This window comes from Paraburkholderia sp. BL25I1N1 (genome assembly GCF_003002025.1).
In the GTDB taxonomy this organism is placed as follows: Bacteria; Pseudomonadota; Gammaproteobacteria; order Burkholderiales; family Burkholderiaceae; genus Paraburkholderia.
Genome location: NZ_PVZB01000015.1, coordinates 155,059 through 179,863 on the forward strand (window position 1 = coordinate 155,059; position 24,805 = coordinate 179,863).

At 63.3% G+C, this 24,805-nt stretch carries 24 protein-coding genes; 14 read left to right on the forward strand and 10 right to left on the reverse strand.

The window, feature by feature from the left end; genetic code table 11:
• Positions 1–162 precede the first annotated feature (162 nt).
• The 11 genes from B0G73_RS23025 to B0G73_RS23080 all read left to right on the forward strand — a co-directional run bounded on the left by B0G73_RS23025 (position 163) and on the right by B0G73_RS23080 (position 13,053).
• Complete coding sequence (locus tag B0G73_RS23025) at positions 163–1,914, forward strand: glycosyltransferase family 39 protein (protein ID WP_106283565.1); 1,752 nt, start codon at positions 163–165, stop codon at positions 1,912–1,914.
• Positions 1,915–1,939: 25 nt separating this feature from the next.
• Positions 1,940–2,311: a multidrug efflux SMR transporter gene (locus B0G73_RS23030; protein ID WP_106283566.1), complete on the forward strand. Its 372-nt coding sequence runs from the start codon at positions 1,940–1,942 to the stop codon at positions 2,309–2,311.
• A 247-nt stretch (positions 2,312–2,558) separates the two neighbouring features.
• Complete coding sequence (locus B0G73_RS23035; RefSeq protein ID WP_106283567.1) at positions 2,559–3,710, forward strand: DegT/DnrJ/EryC1/StrS aminotransferase family protein; 1,152 nt, start codon at positions 2,559–2,561, stop codon at positions 3,708–3,710.
• A gap of 6 nt (positions 3,711–3,716) precedes the next feature.
• Entirely contained in the window at positions 3,717–4,769 is a 1,053-nt protein-coding gene (locus B0G73_RS23040) for a glycosyltransferase (RefSeq protein WP_106283568.1), read from the forward strand.
• The gene (locus B0G73_RS23045; protein WP_106283569.1) at positions 4,766–5,701 is read left to right on the forward strand and encodes a formyltransferase; all 936 of its coding nucleotides are present in this window, start codon (positions 4,766–4,768) and stop codon (positions 5,699–5,701) included. The genes B0G73_RS23040 and B0G73_RS23045 overlap by 4 nt, the downstream gene beginning before the upstream one ends.
• Positions 5,698–6,744, forward strand: a complete 1,047-nt coding sequence (locus tag B0G73_RS23050) for a bifunctional UDP-4-keto-pentose/UDP-xylose synthase (protein WP_106283570.1) — start codon at positions 5,698–5,700, stop codon at positions 6,742–6,744. The genes B0G73_RS23045 and B0G73_RS23050 overlap by 4 nt, the downstream gene beginning before the upstream one ends.
• Before the next feature lie 10 nt (positions 6,745–6,754).
• Positions 6,755–7,648 (forward strand): polysaccharide deacetylase family protein, encoded by an 894-nt coding sequence (locus B0G73_RS23055; RefSeq protein ID WP_106283571.1) that lies wholly within the window; start codon positions 6,755–6,757, stop codon positions 7,646–7,648.
• Between the two features lie 142 nt (positions 7,649–7,790).
• Positions 7,791–8,252, forward strand: coding sequence for a peroxiredoxin (locus B0G73_RS23060; RefSeq protein WP_073426815.1), 462 nt, complete (start codon positions 7,791–7,793; stop codon positions 8,250–8,252).
• Between the two features lie 353 nt (positions 8,253–8,605).
• Positions 8,606–10,456: a PhoH family protein gene (locus B0G73_RS23070; protein WP_106283572.1), complete on the forward strand. Its 1,851-nt coding sequence runs from the start codon at positions 8,606–8,608 to the stop codon at positions 10,454–10,456.
• 205 nt (positions 10,457–10,661) lie between these two features.
• Positions 10,662–11,888 carry a C40 family peptidase gene (locus B0G73_RS23075; protein WP_106283573.1) on the forward strand — a complete coding sequence of 409 codons (1,227 nt, stop codon included), beginning with the start codon at positions 10,662–10,664 and terminating at the stop codon, positions 11,886–11,888.
• Positions 11,889–12,246: 358 nt separating this feature from the next.
• A complete protein-coding gene (locus tag B0G73_RS23080) occupies positions 12,247–13,053 on the forward strand; it encodes an SDR family oxidoreductase (RefSeq protein ID WP_106283652.1) in 807 nt (268 codons plus the stop codon).
• 59 nt (positions 13,054–13,112) lie between these two features.
• On the opposite strand, the gene B0G73_RS23085 is transcribed toward B0G73_RS23080, so the two are convergent.
• From B0G73_RS23085 to B0G73_RS23130, 10 genes are all read right to left on the reverse strand, one after another.
• Positions 13,113–14,123, reverse strand: a complete 1,011-nt coding sequence (locus B0G73_RS23085) for an inorganic phosphate transporter (protein ID WP_106283574.1) — start codon at positions 14,121–14,123, stop codon at positions 13,113–13,115.
• Positions 14,123–14,749 carry a DUF47 domain-containing protein gene (locus tag B0G73_RS23090; protein WP_012432805.1) on the reverse strand — a complete coding sequence of 209 codons (627 nt, stop codon included), beginning with the start codon at positions 14,747–14,749 and terminating at the stop codon, positions 14,123–14,125. Before B0G73_RS23090 ends, B0G73_RS23085 begins: the two co-directional genes overlap by 1 nt.
• Before the next feature lie 138 nt (positions 14,750–14,887).
• Positions 14,888–16,273, reverse strand: coding sequence for a replicative DNA helicase (locus B0G73_RS23095; protein WP_074763850.1), 1,386 nt, complete (start codon positions 16,271–16,273; stop codon positions 14,888–14,890).
• A gap of 133 nt (positions 16,274–16,406) precedes the next feature.
• Positions 16,407–16,859, reverse strand: coding sequence for a 50S ribosomal protein L9 (gene rplI, locus B0G73_RS23100; RefSeq protein WP_106283575.1), 453 nt, complete (start codon positions 16,857–16,859; stop codon positions 16,407–16,409).
• A gap of 27 nt (positions 16,860–16,886) precedes the next feature.
• The gene (rpsR, locus tag B0G73_RS23105) at positions 16,887–17,162 is read right to left on the reverse strand and encodes a 30S ribosomal protein S18 (protein WP_007182109.1); all 276 of its coding nucleotides are present in this window, start codon (positions 17,160–17,162) and stop codon (positions 16,887–16,889) included.
• Between the two features lie 2 nt (positions 17,163–17,164).
• On the reverse strand, positions 17,165–17,464 hold the full coding sequence (priB, locus tag B0G73_RS23110; RefSeq protein WP_035550556.1) for a primosomal replication protein N: 300 nt from the start codon (positions 17,462–17,464) through the stop codon (positions 17,165–17,167).
• Positions 17,465–17,515: 51 nt separating this feature from the next.
• The gene (rpsF, locus tag B0G73_RS23115) at positions 17,516–17,890 is read right to left on the reverse strand and encodes a 30S ribosomal protein S6 (RefSeq protein WP_006048823.1); all 375 of its coding nucleotides are present in this window, start codon (positions 17,888–17,890) and stop codon (positions 17,516–17,518) included.
• 288 nt (positions 17,891–18,178) lie between these two features.
• Positions 18,179–19,120, reverse strand: coding sequence for an anti-sigma factor (locus B0G73_RS23120; protein ID WP_106283576.1), 942 nt, complete (start codon positions 19,118–19,120; stop codon positions 18,179–18,181).
• Positions 19,110–19,841, reverse strand: a complete 732-nt coding sequence (locus tag B0G73_RS23125; RefSeq protein WP_106283577.1) for an RNA polymerase sigma factor — start codon at positions 19,839–19,841, stop codon at positions 19,110–19,112. The genes B0G73_RS23120 and B0G73_RS23125 overlap by 11 nt, the downstream gene beginning before the upstream one ends.
• Positions 19,842–19,994: 153 nt before the next feature.
• The gene (locus B0G73_RS23130; RefSeq protein ID WP_012432799.1) at positions 19,995–20,909 is read right to left on the reverse strand and encodes a LysR family transcriptional regulator; all 915 of its coding nucleotides are present in this window, start codon (positions 20,907–20,909) and stop codon (positions 19,995–19,997) included.
• 163 nt (positions 20,910–21,072) lie between these two features.
• Here B0G73_RS23130 and gcl point away from each other — a divergent pair, with 163 nt between their 5' ends.
• The 3 genes from gcl (at position 21,073) to B0G73_RS23145 (ending at position 24,766) form a co-directional block, all read left to right on the forward strand.
• Positions 21,073–22,848 (forward strand): glyoxylate carboligase, encoded by a 1,776-nt coding sequence (gene gcl / locus B0G73_RS23135; RefSeq protein WP_106283578.1) that lies wholly within the window; start codon positions 21,073–21,075, stop codon positions 22,846–22,848.
• Between the two features lie 105 nt (positions 22,849–22,953).
• Positions 22,954–23,763 (forward strand): hydroxypyruvate isomerase, encoded by an 810-nt coding sequence (gene hyi / locus B0G73_RS23140; RefSeq protein WP_106283579.1) that lies wholly within the window; start codon positions 22,954–22,956, stop codon positions 23,761–23,763.
• A gap of 94 nt (positions 23,764–23,857) precedes the next feature.
• Positions 23,858–24,766, forward strand: a complete 909-nt coding sequence (locus tag B0G73_RS23145; RefSeq protein WP_106283580.1) for a 2-hydroxy-3-oxopropionate reductase — start codon at positions 23,858–23,860, stop codon at positions 24,764–24,766.
• The last annotated feature ends 39 nt before the right edge of the window (positions 24,767–24,805 follow it).

The window sequence follows — 24,805 nt, forward strand, 5'->3', positions numbered from 1 at the left end:
GGCAACCAGAACGCGGCGCGGCCAGTCTCATGCTCGCGCGCCCCGGGAGTGGCCGTCTGGCAAAGCGCCGGCCGCTCCGCTAACAGCCGCGCCCGACCGGTCGCCATTTCCAAACAACACCGCTTCGCCGCCTGCGCGGCGTCGCCACAAAGGTTGAAATCCATGAACGATACGCCGACGAGGCTACCGCTCAACCGCACTACGATTCTGCTGCTGGTGCTGGCCCTTGCCGTGATCTGGTTCGTGCCGCTCGGCTGGCGCCATCTCCTGCCTAGCGACGAAGGCCGCTACGCCGAAATGGCGCGCGAGATGTTCGTCACCGGCGACTGGATCACGCCGCGCTACAACGGCTACAAGTATTTCGAGAAACCGCCGCTGCAGACCTGGGCGAACGCGCTCACGTTCGCGTGGTTCGGCGTCGGCGAATGGCAGGCGCGGCTCTATACGGCGCTGACGGGCTTTGCCGGCGTGCTGCTGGTCGGCTTTACCGGCGCGCGCGTGTTCAACGCGGCGACTGGCGTGTTCGCGGCGATCGTGCTGGCCACGTCGCCGTACTGGAACCTGATGGGCCATTTCAACACGCTCGACATGGGCCTGTCGTTCTGGATGGAGCTGACGCTGTGCGCGCTGCTGCTCGCGCAGCGCCCCAACCTGCCGACCGGCAGCGTGCGCGGCTGGATGTGGGTGTGCTGGGGTTCGATGGCGCTGGCCGTGCTGTCCAAAGGCCTTGTCGGCGTGATCCTGCCGGGCGCGGTACTCGTGCTGTACACGGTGATCGCGCGCGACTGGGCCGTGTGGAAGCGCCTGCATCTGATCGGCGGCCTGATCGTGTTCTTCGCGATCGTCACGCCGTGGTTCGTGCTGGTGCAACAGCGCAATCCGGAATTCCTGAACTTCTTCTTCATCGTTCAGCAGTTCAAGCGCTATCTGACGCCTGAGCAGAACCGTCCGGGGCCGTTCTACTACTTCGTGCCGGTGCTGATCGTGGGCTTTCTGCCGTGGCTTTCGGTGACGCTGCAAAGCGTGCGCCACGCGTGGCGTCTGCCGCGCCAGCCGAACGGCTTCGCGCCGGTCACGCTGATGCTGACGTGGACCGTCTTCATCTTCCTGTTCTTCAGCGCGTCGCACTCGAAGCTGCTGTCCTACACGCTGCCGATCGCGCCGCCGATCGCGCTCCTGATCGGCATGTATCTGCCGCTCGTCACGCGCGAGCAGTTGCGCCGCCACCTCGCCGGCTATGCACTTTTTCTCGTAGTCGCCGCATTCGCCGCCTTGTTCATGGCGCGCTTCGGCAGCGCCCGCAATCCGGCCGAGCTGTACGCCGAGTACCGCACGTGGGTGCTGGCGGCGCTGGCCGTCGCCTTCGTGATGACGCTGGCCGCGTTGTGGCTGAACCGCCGCGGCCGGGCCGGCAGCCTCGGCGCCGTCGCCACCTTCGGCGCGGCGTGGCTGCTGCTCGGCACCATTGCCGGTACGGGTCACGACGTGTTCGGCCGCCTGAGCTCCGGCGCGCCGCTCGCGCCGGCCATCAAGACCGAGATCGCGAAACTGCCGGCGGATACGCCGTTCTACTCTGTGGGCGTACTCGACCACACCATGCCGTTCTATGTCGACCACACCATGATCATGGTCGAGCACCCTGACGAACTCGCGTTCGGCGTGTCCGTCGAGCCGCAGAAATGGATTCCCTCCATCGATGCCTGGGTCGAGCGCTGGAAGGCCGACCGCTATGCGCTTGCCCTGATACCGCCGGGCACCTACGACCGTCTCCTCAAGGAAGGCCTGCCGATGCGGGTGATCGCCCGCGACTCGCGCCGCGTGGTGGTGGAAAAGCCGACGGCCACGCCCACGGCGGCCGGCGCGGCCGCCGCCGAAGCGCCTGCGCCGACGCCGGTAGAAAAAGCACAACAATGACCCCATATCAGGATCTAACCGTTCGATGAACCCGATTTCCCTCTTTTGCATTCTTGCAGGCGTCACGTTGAACGCCGGTGCGCAGTTGCTGCTCAAAGCCGGTACGAATGCCGTTGGACACTTCGAATTCACCCGTGCGAACATCCTGCCCATCGCCTTTCGCCTGGCAACCCAGCCGCCGATCATCGGCGGCCTGGCCTGTTATGTGATCAGCGTGGCAGTGTGGGTCATCGGGCTGTCGCGGGTGGACGTGTCGATCGCCTATCCGATGCTGTCTCTCGGCTACATCGTCAACGCGTTCGCGGCGTGGTACCTGTTCGGCGAAGTGCTGTCAGTACAGAAGCTGATCGGCATCGGCATCATCCTGGTCGGCGTGGTGGTGCTGGCGCGCAGCTAGGCGCCACTGTCCAAGGCAAGGTGTGCCCGACACAATTTATTACTGTTTATCGCCGGCGCCGGCTGGGAAGATCCAGACGGCAAAAGATTCCGTAAGCGGACAGCCCGGCCGTCTAAGGAATCCGTAAGGTTGACCACGGTATGCTGCGCGGTTGCGCCCTTTTTGCCGCGACCCCGGGTTTTGCGCGTAGTGTGTGGTGTCCTGCGCGCCCTGCGGGTTGCGCCTCTTTCAATCGAGCGAAGCATTCATGACCCAGTCAACAGTCCCGTTTTTGCCCTTTGTCAAACCCGAGATCGATGAGGAAACGATTCAGGGCGTCGCCGACGTGCTGCGCTCCGGCTGGATCACCACCGGTCCGCAGAACCAGAAGTTCGAAGCGGCGCTTTCCGAGTTCTGCGGGGGACGTCCGGTGCGCACGTTCAATTCCGGCACGGCAACCCTGGAAATCGGCCTGCGTATCGCCGGCGTGGGCGAAGGCGACGAAGTCATCACCACACCGGCCTCGTGGGTGTCGACCAGCAACGTGATCTATGAAGTCGGCGCGACGCCGGTGTTCGCCGACATCGACCCGGTCACGCGCAACATCGACCTCGACCTGCTGGAAAAAGCCGTCACACCGCGCACCAAGGCGCTGATTCCGGTGTACCTGTCGGGCCTACCGGTCGACATGGACCGTCTTTACGCAATCGCCCGCGCGCACAAACTGCGCGTGATCGAAGACGCCGCGCAAGCGTTCGGCTCGACATGGAACGGCGAGCGCATCGGCAAGCTGGGCGACATGGTTTCGTTCAGCTTTCACGCGAACAAGAACCTCACCTCGATCGAGGGCGGCGCGCTGGTGCTGAACAACGAGGAAGAAGCGATCCTCGCCCAGAAGTACCGGCTGCAAGGCATCACACGCACCGGCTTCGACGGCATGGACTGCGACGTGCTGGGCGGCAAGTACAACCTGACGGACGTCGCCGCGCGCGTCGGCCTCGGCCAGCTGCCGCATCTGGAGCGCTTCCTCGCGCAGCGTAGGAAGCTCGTGCGCGCGTATTTCGCGGGTCTGGAAGGCGGCGCGGCGCTCAAACTGGGAGTCGGCCTGCCATTTGCTGACTATAAAAACAGCAACTGGCACATGTTCCAGATCACGCTGCCGCTCGACAGACTGTCGATCGACCGCGCCGGTTTCATGGGTCAATTGAAGGAACGCGGCATCGGTTCGGGCGTGCACTACCCGGCGATCCACCTGTTCTCGCTGTATCGCGCGCGCGGCTTCAAGGAAGGCATGTTCCCGCATGCGGAGAAGTTCGGCGCGACCAACGTCACGCTACCGCTCTTCACGTTGATGAACGAAGGCGACGTGGAGCGCGTGTGCCGCGCGGTCAATGAAATTTGCGAACAATACGGAAAATAAGCGGAAATGATTTATTCGGAACATCGCGCTGCAGCGTCGGATACGCCGGAAGTGTCGGTCATCATCCCGGTGTACAACGAGGAAGCCGGTCTGGCCGCGCTGTTCGCGCGCCTGTATCCGGCGCTCGACGCGCTCGGCGCCGGTTATGAAGTGATCTTCATCAACGACGGCAGCCGCGACAAATCCGCCGCCCTGCTCGCCGAACAGTTCCGCGCGCGTCCCGACACGACCCGCGTGATCCTGCTGAACGGCAACTACGGCCAGCATATGGCGATTCTGGCGGGCTTCGAGCAATCGCGCGGCGAGATCGTCATCACGCTCGACGCCGACCTGCAGAATCCGCCGGAAGAAATCGCCAAGCTGGTCAACAAGATGCGCGAAGGCTACGACTACGTCGGCACGATTCGCCTGCAGCGCCAGGACAGCCTGTGGCGCCGCAAGGCCTCGCGCGTGATGAACCGGCTGCGTGAGCGCATCACCCGCATCAAGATGACCGACCAGGGCTGCATGCTGCGCGCGTACAGCCGGCACATTGTCGACACGATCAATCGCTGCGGCGAAATCAACACGTTCATTCCGGCGCTCGCATACACCTTCGCGCAGAATCCAGTCGAAATCGAGGTCGCGCACGAAGAGCGTTTTGCCGGCGAATCCAAGTACTCGCTGTACTCGCTGATCCGCCTGAACTTCGACCTCGTGACCGGCTTTTCGGTCGTGCCGCTGCAATGGCTGTCGTTCATCGGCGTGATCCTGTCGCTCGGCTCCGCGGCGCTGTTCGTGCTGCTGCTGATTCGGCGCTTCATTATCGGCGCGGAAGTGCAAGGTGTGTTCACGCTGTTCGCTATCACCTTCTTCCTGCTCGGCGTGATCATCTTCGCGCTCGGCCTGCTCGGCGAATATATCGGCCGGATCTATCAGCAGGTGCGCGCGCGTCCGCGCTATCTCGTGCAGACCATTCTCGAACAGCGCGACGGCACGACCGTGACCGAAGCGCCGCGCCAGACCGTCGTGCAGGCGGTGCAGGCCGCGCCGCTTCTCGATCAGGGCCCGACTCCATGAAGCCACGCGCCGTCGTATTCGCCTATCACAACGTCGGCGTGCGCTGTCTGCAGGTGCTGCTCGCGCGCGGCGTGGACGTGGCGCTCGTCGTCACGCACGAAGACAGCCCCAGCGAAAACATCTGGTTTGGCAGCGTCGCCTCGGTCGCGGCCGAGCACGGCATTCCGGTCGTCACGCCGAACGATCCGAAGAGTGCCGAGCTGCGCGCCGCGGTGAGCGCCGCGCGCCCGGACTTCATCTTCTCGTTCTACTACCGCCACATGCTGCCCGTGGACGTGCTGGCGCTCGCCGCACGGGGCGCTTACAACATGCACGGCTCACTGCTGCCGAAATATCGCGGCCGCGTGCCGACCAATTGGGCGGTGATTCACGGCGAAACGGAGACCGGCGCGACGCTGCACGAAATGGCCGCCAAGCCGGACGCGGGCGCGATCCTGGCGCAAACGCCGGTGCCGATCCTGCCCGACGACACCGCCGCGCAGGTGTTCGACAAGGTCACCGTGGCCGCCGAACAAACGCTGTGGCGCGTGCTGCCGTCCCTGCTGGCGGGCGAGGCGCCGCGTCTGCCGAACGACCTCGCGCACGGCAGCTACTACGGCGGCCGCAAGCCGGAAGACGGCCGCATCGACTGGACGCAAACGGCGCAGCAGGTCTACAACCTGATCCGCGCGGTCGCGCCGCCTTACCCGGGCGCTTTCACGGACCTCGGCGGGCGGCGTTTCATCGTCGCGCGCGCGCGCCTCGCCGCGCCCGGCGCGCTTCGCTCGGATTTGCCCCCGGGCCTGCACGTAAGCGATAATGCCGTTTTCGCGATATGCGGCGACGGCCGCGCGATCGCCATCCACGAATTGCGGCACCAGCACGACGGCAGCGAGTCTGTCGTCACTCCGGCCGAATTTGCCCAGCTCATCCAAACTCCCCGTCATCAATGAAAAAAGTCCTGATTCTGGGTGTGAACGGCTTCATTGGCCATCACCTGTCCAAGCGCATTCTCGAAACGACCGATTGGGAAGTGTTCGGGATGGACATGCAGACCGAACGTCTGGGCGACCTCATCAATCATGAACGGATGCACTTCTTCGAAGGCGACATCACGATCAACAAGGAGTGGGTCGAATATCACGTCAAGAAGTGCGATGTGATCCTGCCGCTGGTCGCGATCGCCACGCCCGCCACGTACGTGAAGCAGCCGTTGCGCGTGTTCGAACTGGATTTCGAGGCGAACCTGCCGATCGTGCGTTCGGCCGTCAAGTACGGCAAGCATCTCGTGTTTCCGTCCACGTCCGAGGTCTACGGCATGTGCACGGACGAGCAGTTCGACCCGGAAGAATCGCAACTGTCGTACGGCCCGATCAACAAGCCGCGCTGGATCTACGCCTGCTCCAAGCAGTTGATGGACCGTGTGATCTGGGGTTACGGCATGGAAGGCCTGAACTTCACGCTGTTCCGTCCGTTCAACTGGATCGGCCCGGGCCTCGATTCGATCTACACGCCGAAGGAAGGCAGCTCGCGCGTGGTCACGCAGTTCCTCGGCCATATCGTGCGCGGCGAGAACATCAGCCTGGTGGACGGCGGCGCGCAAAAGCGTGCGTTCACGGATATCGACGACGGCATCGGCGCGCTGATGAAGATCATCGAGAATGAAGACGGTGTCGCCACGGGCAAGATCTACAACATCGGCAACCCGACCAACAATTTCTCGGTGCGTGAACTGGCGCACAAGATGCTGACGCTCGCCGCCGAATTCCCCGAATACGCGGACACGGCCAAGCAGGTGCAACTGGTCGAGACCTCGTCGGGCGCGTACTACGGCGCGGGCTACCAGGACGTGCAGAACCGCGTGCCGAAGATCGACAACACCATGCAGGAACTCGACTGGGCGCCGAAGTCGACCTTCGACGAAGCGCTGCGCAAGATTTTCGAAGCGTATCGCGGCCACGTCGGCGAAGCGCGCGCGCTCGTCGAACAGCAATAAGGGCTGATCCTTGGCTCGCATCGTCCTGAAGATCGACGTCGACACGCTGCGCGGCACCCGCGAAGGCGTGCCGAACCTCGCGCGCATTTTCGACCGCTTCAAGGCGCGCGCCACTTTCCTCTTCAGCCTCGGGCCCGACCACACCGGTTGGGCAATGCGCCGCGTGTTGCGACCGGGCTTTCTGAAGAAGGTGTCGCGCACTTCGGTGGTCGAACACTACGGCGTCAAGCAGTTGATGTACGGCGTGCTGCTGCCCGGCCCGGACATCGGCGCCAAGGCGGCCGCGGAGATGCGCGCGATCCACGAAGCCGGCTTCGAATGCGGCATTCATACGTGGGACCACGTGTATTGGCAGGACAACGTGCGCTCGAAAGACCGCGCATGGACTACGGCGCAAATGCAGCAAAGCCACGACCGTTTCGTCGAGGTGTTCGGCGCGCCGCCGGTCACACATGGCGCGGCAGGCTGGCAAATGAACGGCCACGCGTTCGAACAGATCGACGCCTGGGGCATGCGCTACGCGTCCGACGGACGCGGCCACTCGCCGTATCTGCCGGTGGTCGGCGGGCGCACGCTCTCGCACGTGCAGATGCCCACCACGCTGCCCACGCTCGACGAAGTGCTCGGTGTGGACGGTGTCGAAACGCACAACGTCGCCGCGTGGATGTTGAAGCACACGGAAAACAATCCGCACGACCAGGTGTTCACGCTGCACGCGGAACTCGAAGGGCAAAAGCTCGCGCCGATCTTCGAGCAGCTTCTGGAAGGCTGGCGCGCGCAGGGCCATACCTTCGCGACGATGGGTGATTACTACGCGACGCTAGACCGCAGTACGCTGCCATCGTACCCTGTTACATGGGGCGAAATTCCAGGGCGCTCCGGCGAGTTGATTGTCCAGCCCTGACTGGCCGATCCGCAGCCGGCCCTGACAGACCCGCCGCCGCGCGAGAGCATGCCGCGCGCCGGCCGCCCCTCCCCCAAAGTCTCGATGCCAGGCCGACGCCGCCGCAGTCATCCGGCGCAGGCCATCACAACCGGAGAACCTCGTGCCCATTGCAGTCGACCAACCCATCCCCGACTTCACCGCCCCCGCTACCGGCGGCGAGATCACGCTGTCCAAGCTGCGGGGCAAGAAGGTGGTGCTGTATTTTTATCCGAAGGACAACACGCCGGGCTGCACGACCGAAGGTCTGCAGTTCCGCGATCTGTATCCGAAGTTCAAGAAGGCCGGCGCGGAAATCCTCGGCGTGTCGCGCGACAGCCTGCGCTCGCATGACAACTTCAAGGCAAAGCTCGAATTGCCCTTCCCGCTGATCTCGGACCCTGAAGAAACGCTGTGCGCGCTCTTCAACGTCATCAAAATGAAGAAAATGTATGGCAAAGAGGTACGGGGAATTGAACGCTCCACGTTCCTCATCGACGCTGAAGGCGTGCTGCGCCAGGAGTGGCGCGGCGTGAAAGTGCCGGGCCACGTCGACGATATTCTGGAGGCTGTACAAGCGCTTTGAGGCGCGCTATATTGGGTTGCAATGAGTGCCTGTACACACCCAATTTTTGCCGCTGCGCCAGACTTGACGGCTGCTTCCCGTTTCCTGGGTTCCGTCGGAGTCGCGAGGTGCAACGCGAGCACTGTAGGCGAGCCGCTTGCCCCGTACGCCGGGGCGGCGGCTTTTTTAATTGCGCGGAGCCGTTCTTTCACTCGGCCACGCGCATCCGTTAAGGAGCCGATCGAAGACCAGGCGAACCGGCATCTCTAGACCGAATGCGCGCCTCCGGGCGCAATCTGCGTGCGCACTCACTGGCACCGGCAGAATGCGACAGGCGGCGCACGATATGTGACCCGATTAATTCGAGGGAAACCATGCCTTTGCCTACCCCCCCCAGCAAGCTCGGCAATCTCCTGCCGCCTGACGAATACAAGGCCAAAGCCGCCAGCCCGGCGCGCTCGGCCGCGAAGAAACAGGCGGTCGTTGGGGAATCCGCAGAGTCGGCCGACTACGGCCGCGCGAACGTCGCCACGCCGATGGCACACGCCGCCAATGCCGCGACCACTTTGCGGCCGGTGCCGGCATCGTCGGCGGCCGCTGTTGCGTCCGCATCCGCTGAACAGGCTGCTCCGGCGCGTGGTCGCAAAACGAAGCAGACCGCCGCACTGCTGCAACCGGTTCCCGCCAGTCGTCCGCAAGCCGAGCCGGCCGCGCAGCCGGTCGTGGCCCGCGCGCCGAGCGCGAAGCAGGCTGAAGCGAGCACGCCCACGGCTGCCGCGCCGGCTACGCGCGGCACCACCAAGAAACGCGGTGCGGGCACCGAGCCGGTTGAAATGCAGAAGCTCTTCGTGCTCGACACGAACGTGCTGATGCATGATCCGAGCTGCCTGTTCCGTTTCGAGGAACACGACGTCTATCTGCCGATGATGACGTTGGAGGAACTCGACAACCACAAGAAGGGCATGTCGGAAGTCGCGCGCAACGCTCGCCAGGTGAGCCGCACGCTCGACGCGCTGGTAGCGAACGCCGGCAACATATCCGACGGCATTTCGCTCGCGCGGCTGGGCAGCCGCGAGGCGTCCGGGCGTCTGTACTTCCAGACCAAGCTCAACGCCATCGAGCCGGTGGAAGGTTTGCCGGAAGGCAAGGCCGACAACCAGATCCTCGGCGTGGTGCGCGCGCTGCAGCGCGATCGGATGGATCGCCAGGTCGTGCTGGTGTCGAAAGACATCAACATGCGCATCAAGGCGCATGCGCTCGGCCTGCCCGCTGAAGACTACTTCAACGACCAGGTGCTCGAAGACAGCGATCTGCTGTATTCCGGCATCCGCGCGCTGCCGCAGGATTTCTGGACCAAGCACGCGAAGGGCATGGAAAGCTGGCAGGACACCAAGACCGGTACGACGTACTACCGTGTCACGGGTCCGCTGTGCGCCTCAATGCTGGTCAACGAGTTTGTCTATCTGGAGCCGCAGAACGGCGAGCCGGCGTTTCACGCGCTGGTGCGCGAACTGAACGGCAAGACGGCGCTGCTGCAAACCTTGCGCGACTACGGGCACCACAAGAACAACGTGTGGGGCATCACGGCGCGCAACCGCGAGCAGAACTTCGCGCTGAACCTGTTGATGAATCCGGAGATCGACTTCGTCACGCTGCTCGGTCAGGCCGGCACCGGCAAGACGCTGGTCGCGCTCGCCGCCGGCCTCGCGCAGGTGCTGGACGACAAGCGCTACAACGAGATCATCGTGACGCGAGCGACGGTGCCGGTCGGCGAAGACATCGGCTTCCTGCCGGGTACGGAAGAGGAAAAAATGCAGCCGTGGATGGGTGCATTCGACGACAACCTCGAAGTCCTGCAGAAAACCGACGACGCAGCCGGTGAGTGGGGCCGTGCCGCGACTCAGGAACTGATCCGCTCGCGCCTGAAGGTCAAGAGCATGAACTTCATGCGTGGCCGCACGTTCGTGGACAAGTATCTGATCATCGACGAGGCGCAAAACCTGACGCCTAAGCAAATGAAGACGCTGGTCACGCGCGCGGGTCCGGGCACGAAGATCATTTGTCTTGGCAACATCGCGCAGATCGATACGCCTTATCTGACGGAAGGCAGTTCGGGTTTGACGTACGTGGTCGACCGCTTCAAGGGCTGGGCGCACAGCGGGCATGTGACACTGGCGCGCGGCGAGCGTTCGCGCCTTGCGGATTACGCGTCGGAAATTCTTTAAGTTTCAATTAGTTAGCGTTATCTAGAAGCCGCGTCCGGAGTAATCCGGACGCGGCTTTTTTCTTGACTGTACCTTCTCGTCGGGCAACACTTAGCGCACGAACTTCAAGTAATTTGTCAAGAATTCTTGCCGGAGCGAGGTTCCAAGGGCTACCATCCGGACATCGTTCGCCGTTAAACGGGCGTTTACCGCTCTCCTCGTCTTCATGCGCCGACTCGCCTTTTCGCTGCTGACCGTTCTGCTGCTCGCCGCCTGTGCCGGCGCGCCGCAGAAAACGTCATCGCGCGCGGGCAGTTCGGTCGTGGTGGCGAACGGCGCTTATCATGCTCCGCCGCCCGGCTTCCCGAACTTCGTCGATCACAGCATCGGACGCGAGGAAATCTCGATTCAGGCGATGAGTCTCGTCGGCATTCCATACCGTTGGGGCGGAAATACGCCGGATAGCGGCTTCGATTGCAGCGGATTGGTTCGCTATGTGGTGTCGCGCGCGGCATCCGTCAATCTGCCGCGCACGACGGCGGATATGAGCGGGCGCGGCGAATCGATCGAACCGGACGAGATCGCGCCGGGCGATCTGATTTTCTTTAATACGACGGGGCGCGCGCATTCGCATGTTGGCATTTATGTGGGCAAGCTGCGCTTCGTCAACGCACCGTCGACCGGCGGTACGGTGCGGCTCGACTATCTGACCAATCCGTATTGGGCCAAGCGTTTCGACGGGATCCGCCGCGTGGCCGCGCCGGCAGCGACACCGGCGCCGTTCGATACGCCGAGTTATCAGGCTGCGGCGCCGCAGCCTGAGCGCGTGGCGCAGACGGCGCCAGCTTATGCGGCGGCTGCGGGTGTGCCGGCGTATGCAGGTAAGGCGGCGACCGTGGCGCCGACGTCGGCGAAGACTGCTTCACAGGCGTCGCCGGTTTATGCCGCTGGCACGCTGCAACCCCAATCGCAATCGCAGCAGACAGCCCGCGTCGCGGCAACGTCGCGCGTGCCGTCTCCCACCGAGACGCAATCGACAACGACCGCGGCCGCGCCGCAAGCCGATCCGTTCGAACCGCCACCGCCGGGACTGAGCGCGGCGCAGATGCAGGCGCGTGCGGCAGGCGCGGTGTCGCCGACGCCGGTTCCGGCCGCTCAAGCCAGCGCCTATGACGGCATCGCCGGCGCGCCTGCTCAACAACAGGCGGCCGCTTCACGCACGGCGCCGCAAATGGCGAGCTCCCGCGCGCCCGATCCAATCGACGCCGCCGCCGACGCGTTCGAGCCGCCGCCGCCGGCGTCCGTCGCCGCGCGTCAGGCTCGCCAAGCGCAGCAAGCTGACGAAAATGGCAGCGTGCAGATCATGCGGGCTTCGACAGGCGCGCGCGGCATGCCCGCGCCCACGCAAACCAACGACGACCCGATCGCGCGCTTTGCCAACGGCAATTTCTGACGCCGTGATGTGGGCCTGGCGCAAACAGGCGTGGATCAAGCCGCTTCCGTGTCCATACGACGCGATGTAGGCTGCGGCAAGCCAGGGTGCGCGGACCTGATACTAACGCTCAGCCGTTCAACAACATCACGCAGCGCACCACCGCCCAGCGAATCACGATTCGCCCTCAGCACTTCAGACCACGCCCAAATCGCGCCGCCTGGCGTCGATATTTCGTTATACAACCGGCCGTCGGCGCACGAACAGCAAGTGACGCACCGTCGTTCACGATCCTCCCCCTCACTACGATCCCACACACGACACCGCCCCCGCTGATCTGCTATCGTCATCGATATTCTTCCGACAGCAGGTGATGACGATGGATCTCGGGCTCAAAGACAAGGTGGTGTTGATCACAGGCGGCAGCAAGGGAATCGGGTTCGCGTGCGCCCGCGCGTTCGCGCTCGAGGGCGCCAAAGTCGCGATCGTCTCGCGCGATCCCGCCAACCTCGCGCGCGCTTACGAGCAGTTGAAGCAGGAAGGCCTGCACGTGCACCGGACCCGCGCCGACCTGCACGAACCGCACAGCGCCGCCGATATCGTCGAGGAAGTCAGCACCGCAGTCGGCCCGATCGACATACTGATCAACAGCGCCGGCGCCGCGCGCCGCTATGATCCGGAAACGCTCGACGCCGACGCGTTCCGCGCCACCATGGAAGCGAAGTACTTCCCCTACATCTATCCCCAGCAGGAAGTACTGCGCCGCATGGCCGAACGCGCCAAGTCCGGCAACGGCGGTGAGCCCGGCACGATCGTCAACATTATCGGCATGGGCGGCAAGATCGCGAGCGATATCCATATTGCCGGCGGCGCCGCGAACGCCGCGCTGATGCTCGCCACCGTCGGCCTGGCCCACTATTACGCGCGCTACGGCATCCGCATCAACGCGATCAACCCCGGCTCGACGCTGACCGAGCGTGTCGAGGAGACCGTCAAGCTGGAAGCGACGCAGCAAGGCGTCGAGAGCGCGGAAGCGCTCGCGCGCGGGCAGGCCAAAGTGCCGCTCGGCCGCTATGCCAAACCGGAGGAAATCGCCGACGTCGCGCTATTTCTGGCGAGCCGCCGCGCGAGCTATGTGACGGGGGCAATCGTCCCGATGGACGGTGCCAGCGCGCCGCTCATCTAGACGGCGCGCTACGAATCCGGACAGTTTGATAGCGCGGCGGGCAGCGCCGCCGCGCGGTTTTACAGGAAACGGTGGCCGAGCCACCAGGCGGCGCCGGAGAGCGCCGCGGAAGCCGGGATCGTCAGAATCCACGCCCACACGATATTGCCGGCCACACCCCAACGCACCGCGCTCAGCTTCTGCGTCGCGCCGACCCCGACGATCGCGCCGGTAATCGTATGCGTGGTGGACACGGGAATGCCGAGCCACGATGCAGTGAACAGCGTGATCGCGCCGCCCGACTCCGCGCAAAAGCCGCCCACGGGCTTGAGCTTGGTGATCTTCTGCCCCATCGTGCGGACAATGCGCCAGCCGCCGAACAGCGTGCCGATGCCCATGGAAAGATAGCAGCCGCCGATCACCCACAGCGGCGGCGCCTCCGCGAACGACGACGCATAGCCCGTAGCAATCAGCAGCATCCAGATAATGCCGATGGTTTTCTGCGCGTCGTTGCCGCCGTGCCCGAGGCTGTATAAACCCGCCGACACCAGTTGCAGGCGCCGGAAACGCCGGTCGACCTTGCTCGGCGGCGTGCGGAAGTAGATCCACGACACCGCCAGCATGAAGAACGAGCCGAGCACGAAGCCGAGCAGCGGCGAAATGAAGATGAAGGCCACCGTCTTCATCAGGCCGTCGAAGTTGAGCGAGCCCCAGCCCGACTTGGCGAGCGCCGCGCCCACCAGGCCGCCGATCAGCGCATGCGAGGAACTCGACGGAATGCCGTAATGCCAGGTGATGATGTTCCAGCCGATCGCGCCGGCCAGCGCGCCGAAAATCACGTAATGGTCGACGATGTTCGGGTCGATCGTGCCCTTGCCGACGGTTGCGGCCACTTTCAGGTGGAACACGAAATACGCGATGACGTTGAAGGCCGCCGCGAAAGCCACGGCCTGCTGCGGCTTGAGCACGCCGGTCGAAACGACCGTGGCGATCGAATTCGCCGCGTCGTGAAAGCCGTTCATGAAGTCGAAAATCAGCGCGACGGCGACCAGGCCGACGACGACCCAGATTGCGAGTTGTATCGATTGCATTATGCGTTTTCCAGCACGATGCCTTCGATGATGTTCGCTACATCCTCACACTTGTCCGTGATCGTTTCGAGCAATTCGTAAATCGCTTTGAGCTTGATCAGGGTCTTGACGTTGTCTTCTTCGCGGAACAGCTTCGACATGGCCGAGCGCAGCACGCGGTCGGCTTCCGATTCCAGACGGTCGATATCCTCGCAGGCCTTCAGGATCTGGCTCGCCTGCTTCATGTCGGACAACAGGCTCACCGCGAACTGCACGCGCTCGGAGGTGGCCGTGCAGATGTGCGCCAACTGGCTCGCCTCGGAGGTCACGGCTTGAACGTCGTACAGCGAAATGGCGGTGGCGACGTCTTCCATCAGGTCGAGGATGTCGTCCATCGTGGTGATCAGCTTGTGGATCTCGTCACGGTCGAGCGGCGTGATGAACGTCTTGTGCAGCAGGTCGATGGTTTCGTGCGTGAGCTTGTCAGCGGCCTTCTCGGCTTTCTGCACGTTTTGCTTATGAGTCTCGGCGTCCTGCAGGTTGTCGATCAGCAGCTCGAGTTCGCGGCTTGCAGAGACGATGCACGTTGCGTGCGCATTGAAAATTTCAAAGAACTTGCCCTCGGTGGGCATGAATCGACCGAACATTGGGATCCCGAAAATTGGTCACATTATGGCTGACATAAAACCGCCACATTGTACCGTTGCGAGACCCCGGCCGCACTTGTGAAAGCGCCGTTACAACGACGCTCCAGTTATAGCTTCACTTCTGCGCGAATTGCGTTTCTAGTCGCTGTAGAAATTTTGCGCGCCCGCAAAATTGTCGAACTTCGTGAATTGACCATGGAACGTGAGCCGAACAGGGCCGATCGGACCATTCCGCTGTTTGCCGATGATAATTTCGGCCGTGCCCTTGTCCGGGCTGTCCGGGTTATACACTTCGTCGCGGTAAATGAACAGGATCACGTCGGCATCCTGTTCGATAGCGCCGGATTCGCGCAAGTCGGACATGATTGGTCGCTTGTTCGGGCGCTGTTCAAGGCCGCGGTTGAGCTGCGACAAGGCGATCACCGGTACGTCGAGCTCCTTGGCGAGACTCTTCAGCGAACGCGAGATTTCCGAGATTTCGGTCGCGCGGTTTTCACCTGACGACGACCCGCTCATGAGCTGCAAATAGTCGATGATGATCAGCCCCAGCTTGCCGCACTGGCGCGACAATCGCCGCGCGCGCGAGCGCAATTCCATCGGGTTCAGACCGCCGGTTTCGTCGATGAAAATCTGCGCTTCGCTCATTTTCTGCACGGCGTGCGTGAGCTTCGGCCAATCCTCGTCGGTGAGGCGCCCGGTTCGCATACGGTGCTGATCCAGCCGTCCAACCGAGCCGAGCATACGCATGGTGAGCTGCGAACCCGGCATTTCCATCGAGAACACCGCGACCGGCAAGCCGTACTCGACCGCCACATATTCGCCGATGTTCATCGAAAATGCCGTTTTACCCATCGACGGACGACCCGCGACGATGATCAGTTCGCCGCCGTGCATGCCCGAAGTCATGCGGTCCAGATCGACGAAGCCGGTCGGCGTGCCGGTCACGTCGCTCGGATTGGCGGTGTGATAAAGCGTGTCGATCCGCTCGACAACTTGCGTGAGCAGCGGTCCAATTTCGAGGAAACCCTGCGTGCCGCGCGCGCCGTCCTCGGCGATCGAAAAAACCTTCGATTCGGCCTCATCCAGCAACTGCCGGACTTCCTTGCCCTGCGGATTGAAGGCGTCGGCCGAGATTTCGTCGGCGACCGAGACTAGCCGGCGCAGCACCGCGCGATCGCGCACGATTTCCGCGTAGCGGCGGATGTTGGCCGCGCTCGGCGTGTTCTGCGCGAGCGCATTCAGATAGGCCAGACCGCCGACTTCCTCCGCCTTGCCCGAGGTGCCGAGCGCCTCGTAGACGGTGATCACGTCGGCCGGGCGCGTGGCCGCGATCAACTTGCCGATGTGCTCGAAGATGATGCGGTGGTCGTAGCGGTAAAAATCGCTCTGCGACAGGAAATCGGCGATGCGGTCCCACGCGGCATTGTCGAGCAGCAGGCCGCCCAGCACCGATTGCTCGGCCTCGATCGAATGCGGCGGGACTTTCAGCGACTCGAGTTGGGGATCTTTGGACGGTGCGTTCATGGAGAGGAATTATCAGGTAATCGAGCGGCCGCGGCGAGCGGGAAAAACAAAAAAACAGGCACAAAAAAGGCAGGGGCCGGTTACCCGGCCCCTGCCCTTCGCCAGCAACGTCCTGGCAAATACTACCTGATGCTTAGACGTGTTCGCCGATCACAGCCACCGTCACATCGACCAAGACGTCGGTGTGCAGCGAGATCTGAACTGCGTGCTCGCCAACCAGCTTCAGCGGGCCTTCCGGCAGACGCACTTGCGCCTTTTCCACTGCGAAGCCTTGCTTGACCAGGGCTTCAGCGATGTCCGCGTTCGTCACCGAACCGAACAGACGGCCGTCAACGCCAGCCTTCTGATTGATCTGAACCGTCGAGCCACCCAGCTTTTCGCCTTGAGCGGTAGCAGCAGCCAGCTTTTCAGCGGCGACTTTTTCCAGTTCTGCGCGACGCACTTCGAATTCAGCCAAAGCTTCTTTCGTTGCACGGCGAGCTTGCTTGTTCGGGATCAGGAAGTTACGTGCGTAACCGTCCTTGACCTTCACGATATCGCCCAGGTTGCCCAGATTGACGACTTTTTCCAGAAGAATAATTTGCATTCGGAGACTCCTTATCGCGTCGTCGGGTTAGGCCTTGTGCTGGTCGGTGTACGGCACCAGCGCGAGGAAACGTGCGCGCTTGATTGCCGTATCCAGCTGGCGTTGATAGTGCGACTTCGTACCCGTGAGACGCGCCGGCGTGATCTTGCCGTTTTCGCCGATGAAGTCCTTCAGCGTTTCGAGGTCCTTGTAGTCGATATGATCGACGCCAGCGGCCGTGAAACGGCAGAACTTCTTGCGCTTGAAGAGCGGATTTTGTTGCTGACGACGCTTGTCGAATTTCTTACCAGTCGGGCGGGGCATGTTCAGTCCTTTCCAATGTCCTGCAATGCTGTGATGTGAAATACCAGAGTTCTTGCGTTGCGGTGCTTTTTTGCCAGAAAGCCTGTGAAGAGCGTTTCCACGCCCATCTGACAGCTTTCCAGCTTACCGCTCGCCTCGCCTGCGGCTACTGCCTGCATGGTCAGTTCGACTTGCCGGGTAATGCCGGCTTCGACGACTTCCGTGCGGTGGTGCAACGTGCAGCCTGCAATCGGAACGCCGGCGGGGGTATATCGCACCGGTTCGCGTTCAACGACGCTGGCCGTCAGTTGCAGCCGATTCATGTAGCCTTCGACGAGAACGACGCTTTGATCTGGTAGCTTAAATAGTGTGTCTTAAGCCTGCGCTTCGGACGGTTGCGTAGCAGCCGACTTCTTGGCTTCTTCGCGCTGCACTTCCTTCATCATCGGCGACGGGCCGGTTTCGGCCTTCTTCATCTTGACGATCAGGTGACGCAGAACAGCGTCGTTGAACTTGAATGCGTGTTCCAGCTCGTCGAGCGTGGTTTGGTCGCATTCGATATTCATGCAGACGTAGTGAGCCTTCGCGAGTTTCTCGATCATGTAGGCCAGTTGGCGACGGCCCCAGTCTTCGATACGGTGGATCTGGCCACCGTGCGAGGTGATCGTGGACTTGTAACGCTCGATCATGGCGGGCACTTGCTCGCTCTGATCCGGGTGCACGATAAATACGATTTCGTAATGACGCATATTCACTCCTTGTGCTGACTTATGGATTAAAGCCACCCGGGCGTCGAACCGGTGTGGCAAGTGAGAAGCCCAAGAGTGTAACCCGATTGGGGCCGGGTTGCAAGATATCCCGTTATTGCGAGGCGCGAATCGGGTGTGTTTTCAAAGGTTTAGGCGCCGGCGCCGCGACGTGGAGACAGTTTCTTGCGCCTGGCGGCCTGAAACGCGCGACGGAACGTGTGGAGCGGCCGCACCCGCAAGCCCCGGCAGCCTGCGGCCCACCAGGGCCGCCCAGCGCGCCGGTGCAGTCTACGAGCCAGTTTCCGTGCGCTCGCTGCCGCTTTGCAGACGCGCCTTCAGTGCCACTTCGAGTCCCTTCAGCGCGTCCGGCGCGGCGTCCGAGATCGCCCACCAGGTCATGCCTTCCGCGTTCCAGTGCGCAATCGAGTAGCCTTCGCGGCCGAGCGTCGCCGGCGCCGTGCCGCTGGAGGCGGTCTGCGGAAAGACGTACACGTCGATCACATGCTTCTGGTAGCGGTACACCAGCACGGCCACCCGCTGATGCGCGAGGTAATCGAGGCGGCCGCCCTCCAGCGCGAAGCCGTTCGCCGCGAGATCCTCGACCGGAGGCGAATAGTCGAGCCGGCCGTTGAACCACGGCTTGACCGTATGCCGATCCGTCGAAATCACGTCGATATCCCGTCCCGAGACCTGCGCGCGCACGTGACTTTCTATCAGCTCGTCGGTAAATGGTCCGAAGTCCGCCGGCCGACGCAGGTTCAGCGCCACGCCAGCCGCCGCCGCGCACAGCGCGAGCACCAGCACCGTCAGCCAGCCGCGCCCGAACACGCCGCCTGAGCCCACCGCGCCGCCGCCGACGCCGCCCGTGCCAGCGCCCGTCGGCCAGCCCAAGCCACCCTGCGGCGCACGCATACCAGCCAGCAAACGCTCGAGCCAGCCGCGCCGCGCCTGCTCGCGCGGCGGCGCCTTGACGTTGGCAACCGGCGCCTCGGCCGCCGCAACCGGCTCGTCGACGGACGGCAATCCGGCGACGATCCGCTCGCGCAGCGACTGCGGCGCACGATGGTAAGGCAGCGCGCGCACCGCGCCACTCAAGGCTCGCAGGTTCTCGCTTTCGCGCCGGCAGGCGTCGCAGCTCTCGATGTGCTGCTGGACGCGCCGCGCATCAGGCGCGGGCAATTCGTGATCGGCGTTCGCGTCGAGGAGCGGCCGCGCTTCGTTACAGTCCATCTGGCGTCTCCTGAGCGTTGCCGGCGGCACCGCCGGGTGTGTTGAGCGGCCGGCCATTGGCGGACGCCCGCAATGGGGTCACGCTCGCCGTAGCCGATCTGCCTGGGCCGGCCGCCGCGCACGCGGACGACCGGTGCGACGCGCTTCCGCCCCCCTGTTTCTCCATGAGCAACGCGGCAAGCTTGCGACGCCCCCGCGCGAGCCGGGACATCACCGTGCCGATCGGCACGTCGGCCACCGCGGCGATCTCCTTGTAACCCATTTCCTCCAGCTCCCGCAGCATCAGCACTTCCCGATATTCGACAGGCAACTGCGCAAGCGCCTCGTGCACGCGCTTCGTGTCCTCGTCGCGGATCAGGAGCGCCTGCGGATCGGCGCCGCCGACGCTCCAGCCCTCGAACGAGGCGTCGTCCATGGTGTCGTCGAACTCCACCGTCTCATGCGACGACGAACGTCGTCGCCATTCCGTGTACCAGGTGCGTCGCACGATCGCCAGCAGCCAGGGCCGCGCCGAGTCGCCGCGAAACGTGTCGAAGAAGCGGAATGCGCGCATGAACGCTTCCTGCACGACGTCGTCGGCATCGCTCGCGTTACCGCACAACCAGCGCGCAAGGTTGTACGCGGCATCGAGGTGCGGCAGCGCCATCTGCTGAAAGCGCCGGCTCCTCGCTGCTTCGGACTCGCCGTGCGCGCGGACAGGTTCTGAATCGGTCTGGACCACCTCGGCCCTCCAGGGCATTGCGGCTATGCGATGTAGCTCGTCGGGACACTCTCTGCAACGGATAACCGGCCATTTGCCGAGTTTATTCCCGACGCCGCCCGGAATCCGCAAAAAATCCGGCCGAACCGCCGGCGCGCCCGGATGCGGCAGCGGCTAGTAAGCCGGGCGGTTCCAGTAATCCTCGCTGGCGTAGACCTCTTTCAGATAATCGATGAAGTACCGCACCTTCGCCGGCACGTACCGCTGCTGCGGGTAGACGGCGAGAATGTCGTAGTCGGGCAGCGCGAACTCGTCGAGCACGGTTTCCAGCTCGCCGCGCGCCAGCTGCTGCTGGATCTCCCACGTGGAGCGCCAGCCGAGCCCGAGACCTTCCGACACCCAGCGGTGCAGCAATTCACCGTCGTTGCAGTCGAGCGTGCCGCCCACCCGCACCGTCGCCAGCTTGCCGTTGCGGCGGAAATACCAGCCGCGGTTTTGTCCGCCTTGCAGATTGAACGCGAGACAGTTGTGCTGCGGCAGATCTTCGAGCGTTTTCGGTCTGCCGTGCTGGCGAAAATACTCCGGCGTGCCGCACACCACGCGCCGGTTCGACGCCAGTTTGACCGCGACGAAGTTCGGATCGACCGCGCCGCCGATCCGGATCGACAGGTCGTAACCCTCGCGTACCAGATCCACTACCCGGTCAGTCAGATTGAACGACACCTGTAATTCCGGCTTGTCGGCGAGAAACACCGGCGCGAGCGGCGCGACGTGCTTGCGCCCGAACGCCGCCGGCGCCGACACGATCAGATGGCCGTTCACGGCGCGCCGCCCGGCGCTGAGCTCGTTTTCCGCCTGATCCCATTCGGTGAGCAGACCCCGGCAGCGCTCGAGAAACGCGGCGCCGTCTTCGCTGACGACCAGCCGCCGCGTCGAGCGGTACATGAGTTTGACGCCGAGGCGCTTTTCCAGCGCGTCGATGCGGCGACCCAGAATCACCGGCGACACGCCCTCCTCCAGCGCGGCCGCCGCCAGGCTGCCGGCATCCGCGACACGCACGAAGGTTTCGATCTGTTTGAAGCGATCCATTTTTGTCTCCCTGCTGCCAGTCCCGATGCCAGTGCGCGGGTCATTCCATACTTTTTGTTTCGAAATAAGCGACCCGGACTGATCTTATCAAACCTTTCCGTCAGGCCTAAAGTGCACTCAACACTTTTAATTCGCCCATTCCCAAGACATTCAGGAGACATTCATGGCCAAGATGAGAGCCGTCGACGCAGCGGTGCTGGTGCTCGAAAAAGAGGGCATCGACACCGCATTCGGCGTTCCGGGCGCAGCGATCAACCCGTTCTACTCGGCCATGCGCAAGGCAGGCAACATCAGCCACGTGCTGGCCCGCCACGTCGAAGGCGCGTCGCATATGGCCGAAGGCTATACGCGCGCTCAACCGGGCAACATCGGCGTGTGTATCGGCACGTCGGGCCCGGCCGGCACCGACATGATCACCGGTTTGTACTCGGCTCAGGCCGACTCCATTCCTATTCTGGCTATCACGGGCCAGGCGCCGCGCGCGCGTCTGTACAAGGAAGATTTCCAGGCCGTCGATATCGAATCGATCGCCAAGCCGGTAACCAAGTGGGCCGTCACCGTGCGTGAACCGGCGCTGGTGCCGCGCGTGTTCCAGCAGGCTTTCCACCTGATGCGCTCAGGCCGTCCGGGTCCGGTGCTGGTCGATCTGCCGATCGACGTGCAACTCGCCGAAATCGAATTCGACATCGACACGTACGAACCGCTGCCGGTCTACAAGCCGAAGGCGACGCGCAAGCAGATCGAAGCTGCGCTCACCTTGCTGAACAACTCGGACAAGCCGCTGATCGTCTCGGGTGGCGGCGTGCTGAACGCGGCCGCGGAAGATCTGCTCGTCGCGTTCGCTGAAACCATCGGCGTGCCGGTGATTCCGACGCTGATGTCGTGGGGCGCGATTCCCGACGACCATCCGCTGATGGCCGGCATGGTCGGCCTGCAAACCTCGCACCGCTACGGCAACGCGACGATGCTTGCCTCCGACTTCGTGCTCGGCATCGGCAACCGCTGGGCGAACCGTCACACGGGCAGCGTCGAGGTGTACACGAAGGGCCGCAAGTTCGTGCACGTCGATATCGAACCGACACAGATTGGCCGCGTGTTCGGCCCGGATCTGGGCATCGTGTCGGACGCGAAGGCCGCGCTCGAACTGTTCGTCGAAGTGGCAAAGGAATGGAAGGCCGCGGGCAAGCTGAAGGACCGTAGCGCGTGGGTCGCCGACTGCCAGGAACGCAAGCGCACGATGCACCGCAAGACGCACTTCGACAACGTGCCGATGAAGCCGCAGCGCGTCTACGAAGAGATGAACCAGGTGTTCGGCCGCGACACGTGCTACGTGAGCACGATCGGTCTCTCGCAGATCGCCGGCGCACAGTTCCTGCACGTCTACAAGGCGCGCAACTGGATCAACTGCGGCCAGGCGGGTCCGCTCGGCTGGACGATTCCGGCGGCGCTCGGCGTGCGTGCGGCTGACCCGCAGCGTCCGATCGTGGCGCTCTCGGGCGACTACGACTTCCAGTTCATGATCGAAGAACTGGCCGCCGGCGCGCAATTCAAGCTGCCGTACGTGCATGTGGTGGTGAACAATTCGTACCTCGGCCTGATCCGCCAGGCACAGCGCGCGTTCGACATGGACTTCTGCGTGCAGCTCGGCTTCGAGAACATCAACGCACCGGAGATGAACGGCTACGGCGTGGATCACGTCGCGGTCGCCGAAGGTCTGGGTTGCAAGGCGATCCGCGTGTTCAAGCCGGAAGAACTGAAGCCCGCGCTGCTGAAGGCGCAATCGATGCTCTCCGAGTTCAACGTGCCGGTGATCGTCGAAGTGATTCTCGAACGTGTGACCAACATCTCGATGGGCACCGAAATCGACGCAATCAACGAGTTCGAAGAACTGGCCACGAAGCGCGAAGACGCGCCGACCGCGATCAGCATGCTCGACTGAGTGGCCTGACGCAGCGAAACGATGAGCATCACGTGAGCGCGGTTCAGCAACACCGAACCGCCTCACGAAGTTATTCCACTGACCGACCAGAGAGACAGACGCACCATGCCGAAATTTGCAGCGAATCTCACCATGCTGTTCAACGAAGTCCCGTTCCTCGACCGCTTTGCGGCCGCTGCGGACGCGGGCTTTCACGCCGTCGAATTTCTGTTTCCGTATCCGTTTCAGATCGCTGAATTGAGCGAGCGTCTGCAGCAGAACCGCCTGAAGCTGGTGCTGCACAACCTGCCCGCGGGCAACTGGGAAGCCGGCGAACGTGGCATCGCTTGCCTGCCGCATCGCGTGAGCGAATTCCGGGAAGGCGTCGGCCGCGCGATCGAATACGCGAAAGCACTGAAGGTGCCGCAACTGAACTGCCTCGTCGGCATTCCGACGGCCGGCGTGGATGCGGACAAGGCGCGCTCGACCATCGTCGACAACCTGCGCTTCGCCGCGGGCGAACTGAAGAAGGCCGGCATCAAGCTGCTGGTCGAGCCGTGCAATTCTTATGACATTCCTGGCTTCGCACTGAACCGTTCGGCCGAAGGTCTCGACGTGATCCGCGCAGTCGGTTCGGACAATCTGTTCCTGCAGTACGACATCTATCACATGCAACGGATGGAAGGTGAACTCGCGGCGACCATCAAAAAGAACCTGCCGCAAATCGCGCACATCCAGCTCGCCGACAACCCGGGCCGCAACGAACCGGGCACCGGCGAAATCAACTACCCGTTCCTGTTCGATCTGCTCGACTCGCTCGGCTATGACGGCTACGTCGGCTGCGAATACAAACCGCGCACGACGACCACCGCCGGCCTCGGCTGGGTGCAGAGCGTGGCCGGGCAAACCCGCGGCGCGGCGCACGCCGCCGCCTGAGCGTCGCATCGCCTGGTTGCCGGGCGGGATCAGGCGCTCGACGCCCGAAGGAAGTCCCACGAGGGACCCCAAACAACACTGGAGATTTAGACACATGGCAAAGATCGGTTTTATCGGCCTCGGCATCATGGGCGCGCACATGGCGCGCAACCTCATCAAGGGCGGTCACTCGCTGTTCGTGAATGGCGCGTACCCGGTGCCGGAAGATCTGAGCAAAACGACGAGCGTCGTCGCCAATTCGACCGCTGTCGCGCAGGCGGCCGATATCGTGATCATCATGGTGCCGGACACGCCTGATGTCGCCAACGTGCTGTTCGCCGACGACGGCGTCGCCGCCGGCCTTTCGCAAGGCAAGCTCGTGATCGACATGAGCTCGATCTCGCCGCTCGACACGCAAGCGTTCGCGAAGAAGATCAATGCGCTCGGCGTCGACTACCTGGATGCGCCGGTTTCAGGAGGCGAAGTCGGCGCGCGCGAAGCGTCGCTGACGATCATGGTGGGCGGCCCGGAAAAGGCCTTCGCCACGGCCAGGCCGCTGTTCGAACTGATGGGCAAGAACATCTCGCTGATCGGCGACAACGGCGCGGGCCAGACCTGCAAGGTCGCGAACCAGATCATCGTCGCGCTGAATATCGAAGCCGTGGCCGAAGCGCTGCTGTTCGCCTCGCGCTCGGGCGCCGATCCGGAACGTGTGCGCAAGGCTTTGATGGGCGGCTTCGCGTCATCGCGGATTCTCGAAGTGCACGGCGAGCGCATGACCAAGCGCAAGTTCGATCCGGGCTTCCGCATCGAATTGCACCAGAAGGATCTGAACCTCGCACTCGACGGCGCGCGCAAGCTCGGCATCGCCCTGCCGCATACGGCAAGCGCGCAGCAACTGTTCAGCGTGTGCGCGGCGAATGGCGGCAAGGCATGGGACCACTCGGCAATGGTGCGCGCACTCGAAATCATGGCGAATTTCGAAGTCGCGCAAGCGCCGGGCAGCGAAGCCAAGGCGGCTTGAGGCAGTGATACGGACTGCCCTGATCGTTGCACTATCAAC

Excerpts from the sequence above, each read along its gene's own strand:
- B0G73_RS23025 (WP_106283565.1), top strand. The coding sequence starts at position 163 with ATGAACGATACGCCGACGAGGCTACCGCTCAACCGCACTACGATTCTG.
- B0G73_RS23030 (WP_106283566.1), top strand. The coding sequence starts at position 1,940 with ATGAACCCGATTTCCCTCTTTTGCATTCTTGCAGGCGTCACGTTGAAC.
- B0G73_RS23035 (WP_106283567.1), top strand. The coding sequence starts at position 2,559 with ATGACCCAGTCAACAGTCCCGTTTTTGCCCTTTGTCAAACCCGAGATC.
- B0G73_RS23040 (WP_106283568.1), top strand. The coding sequence starts at position 3,717 with ATGATTTATTCGGAACATCGCGCTGCAGCGTCGGATACGCCGGAAGTG.
- B0G73_RS23045 (WP_106283569.1), top strand. The coding sequence starts at position 4,766 with ATGAAGCCACGCGCCGTCGTATTCGCCTATCACAACGTCGGCGTGCGC.
- B0G73_RS23050 (WP_106283570.1), top strand. The coding sequence starts at position 5,698 with ATGAAAAAAGTCCTGATTCTGGGTGTGAACGGCTTCATTGGCCATCAC.
- B0G73_RS23070 (WP_106283572.1), top strand. The coding sequence starts at position 8,606 with ATGCCTTTGCCTACCCCCCCCAGCAAGCTCGGCAATCTCCTGCCGCCT.
- B0G73_RS23075 (WP_106283573.1), top strand. The coding sequence starts at position 10,662 with ATGCGCCGACTCGCCTTTTCGCTGCTGACCGTTCTGCTGCTCGCCGCC.
- B0G73_RS23080 (WP_106283652.1), top strand. The coding sequence starts at position 12,247 with ATGGATCTCGGGCTCAAAGACAAGGTGGTGTTGATCACAGGCGGCAGC.
- B0G73_RS23085 (WP_106283574.1), bottom strand. The coding sequence starts at position 14,123 with ATGCAATCGATACAACTCGCAATCTGGGTCGTCGTCGGCCTGGTCGCC.
- B0G73_RS23090 (WP_012432805.1), bottom strand. The coding sequence starts at position 14,749 with ATGTTCGGTCGATTCATGCCCACCGAGGGCAAGTTCTTTGAAATTTTC.
- B0G73_RS23095 (WP_074763850.1), bottom strand. The coding sequence starts at position 16,273 with ATGAACGCACCGTCCAAAGATCCCCAACTCGAGTCGCTGAAAGTCCCG.
- rplI (WP_106283575.1), bottom strand. The coding sequence starts at position 16,859 with ATGCAAATTATTCTTCTGGAAAAAGTCGTCAATCTGGGCAACCTGGGC.
- rpsR (WP_007182109.1), bottom strand. The coding sequence starts at position 17,162 with ATGCCCCGCCCGACTGGTAAGAAATTCGACAAGCGTCGTCAGCAACAA.
- priB (WP_035550556.1), bottom strand. The coding sequence starts at position 17,464 with ATGAATCGGCTGCAACTGACGGCCAGCGTCGTTGAACGCGAACCGGTG.
- rpsF (WP_006048823.1), bottom strand. The coding sequence starts at position 17,890 with ATGCGTCATTACGAAATCGTATTTATCGTGCACCCGGATCAGAGCGAG.
- B0G73_RS23120 (WP_106283576.1), bottom strand. The coding sequence starts at position 19,120 with ATGGACTGTAACGAAGCGCGGCCGCTCCTCGACGCGAACGCCGATCAC.
- B0G73_RS23130 (WP_012432799.1), bottom strand. The coding sequence starts at position 20,909 with ATGGATCGCTTCAAACAGATCGAAACCTTCGTGCGTGTCGCGGATGCC.
- gcl (WP_106283578.1), top strand. The coding sequence starts at position 21,073 with ATGGCCAAGATGAGAGCCGTCGACGCAGCGGTGCTGGTGCTCGAAAAA.
- hyi (WP_106283579.1), top strand. The coding sequence starts at position 22,954 with ATGCCGAAATTTGCAGCGAATCTCACCATGCTGTTCAACGAAGTCCCG.
- B0G73_RS23145 (WP_106283580.1), top strand. The coding sequence starts at position 23,858 with ATGGCAAAGATCGGTTTTATCGGCCTCGGCATCATGGGCGCGCACATG.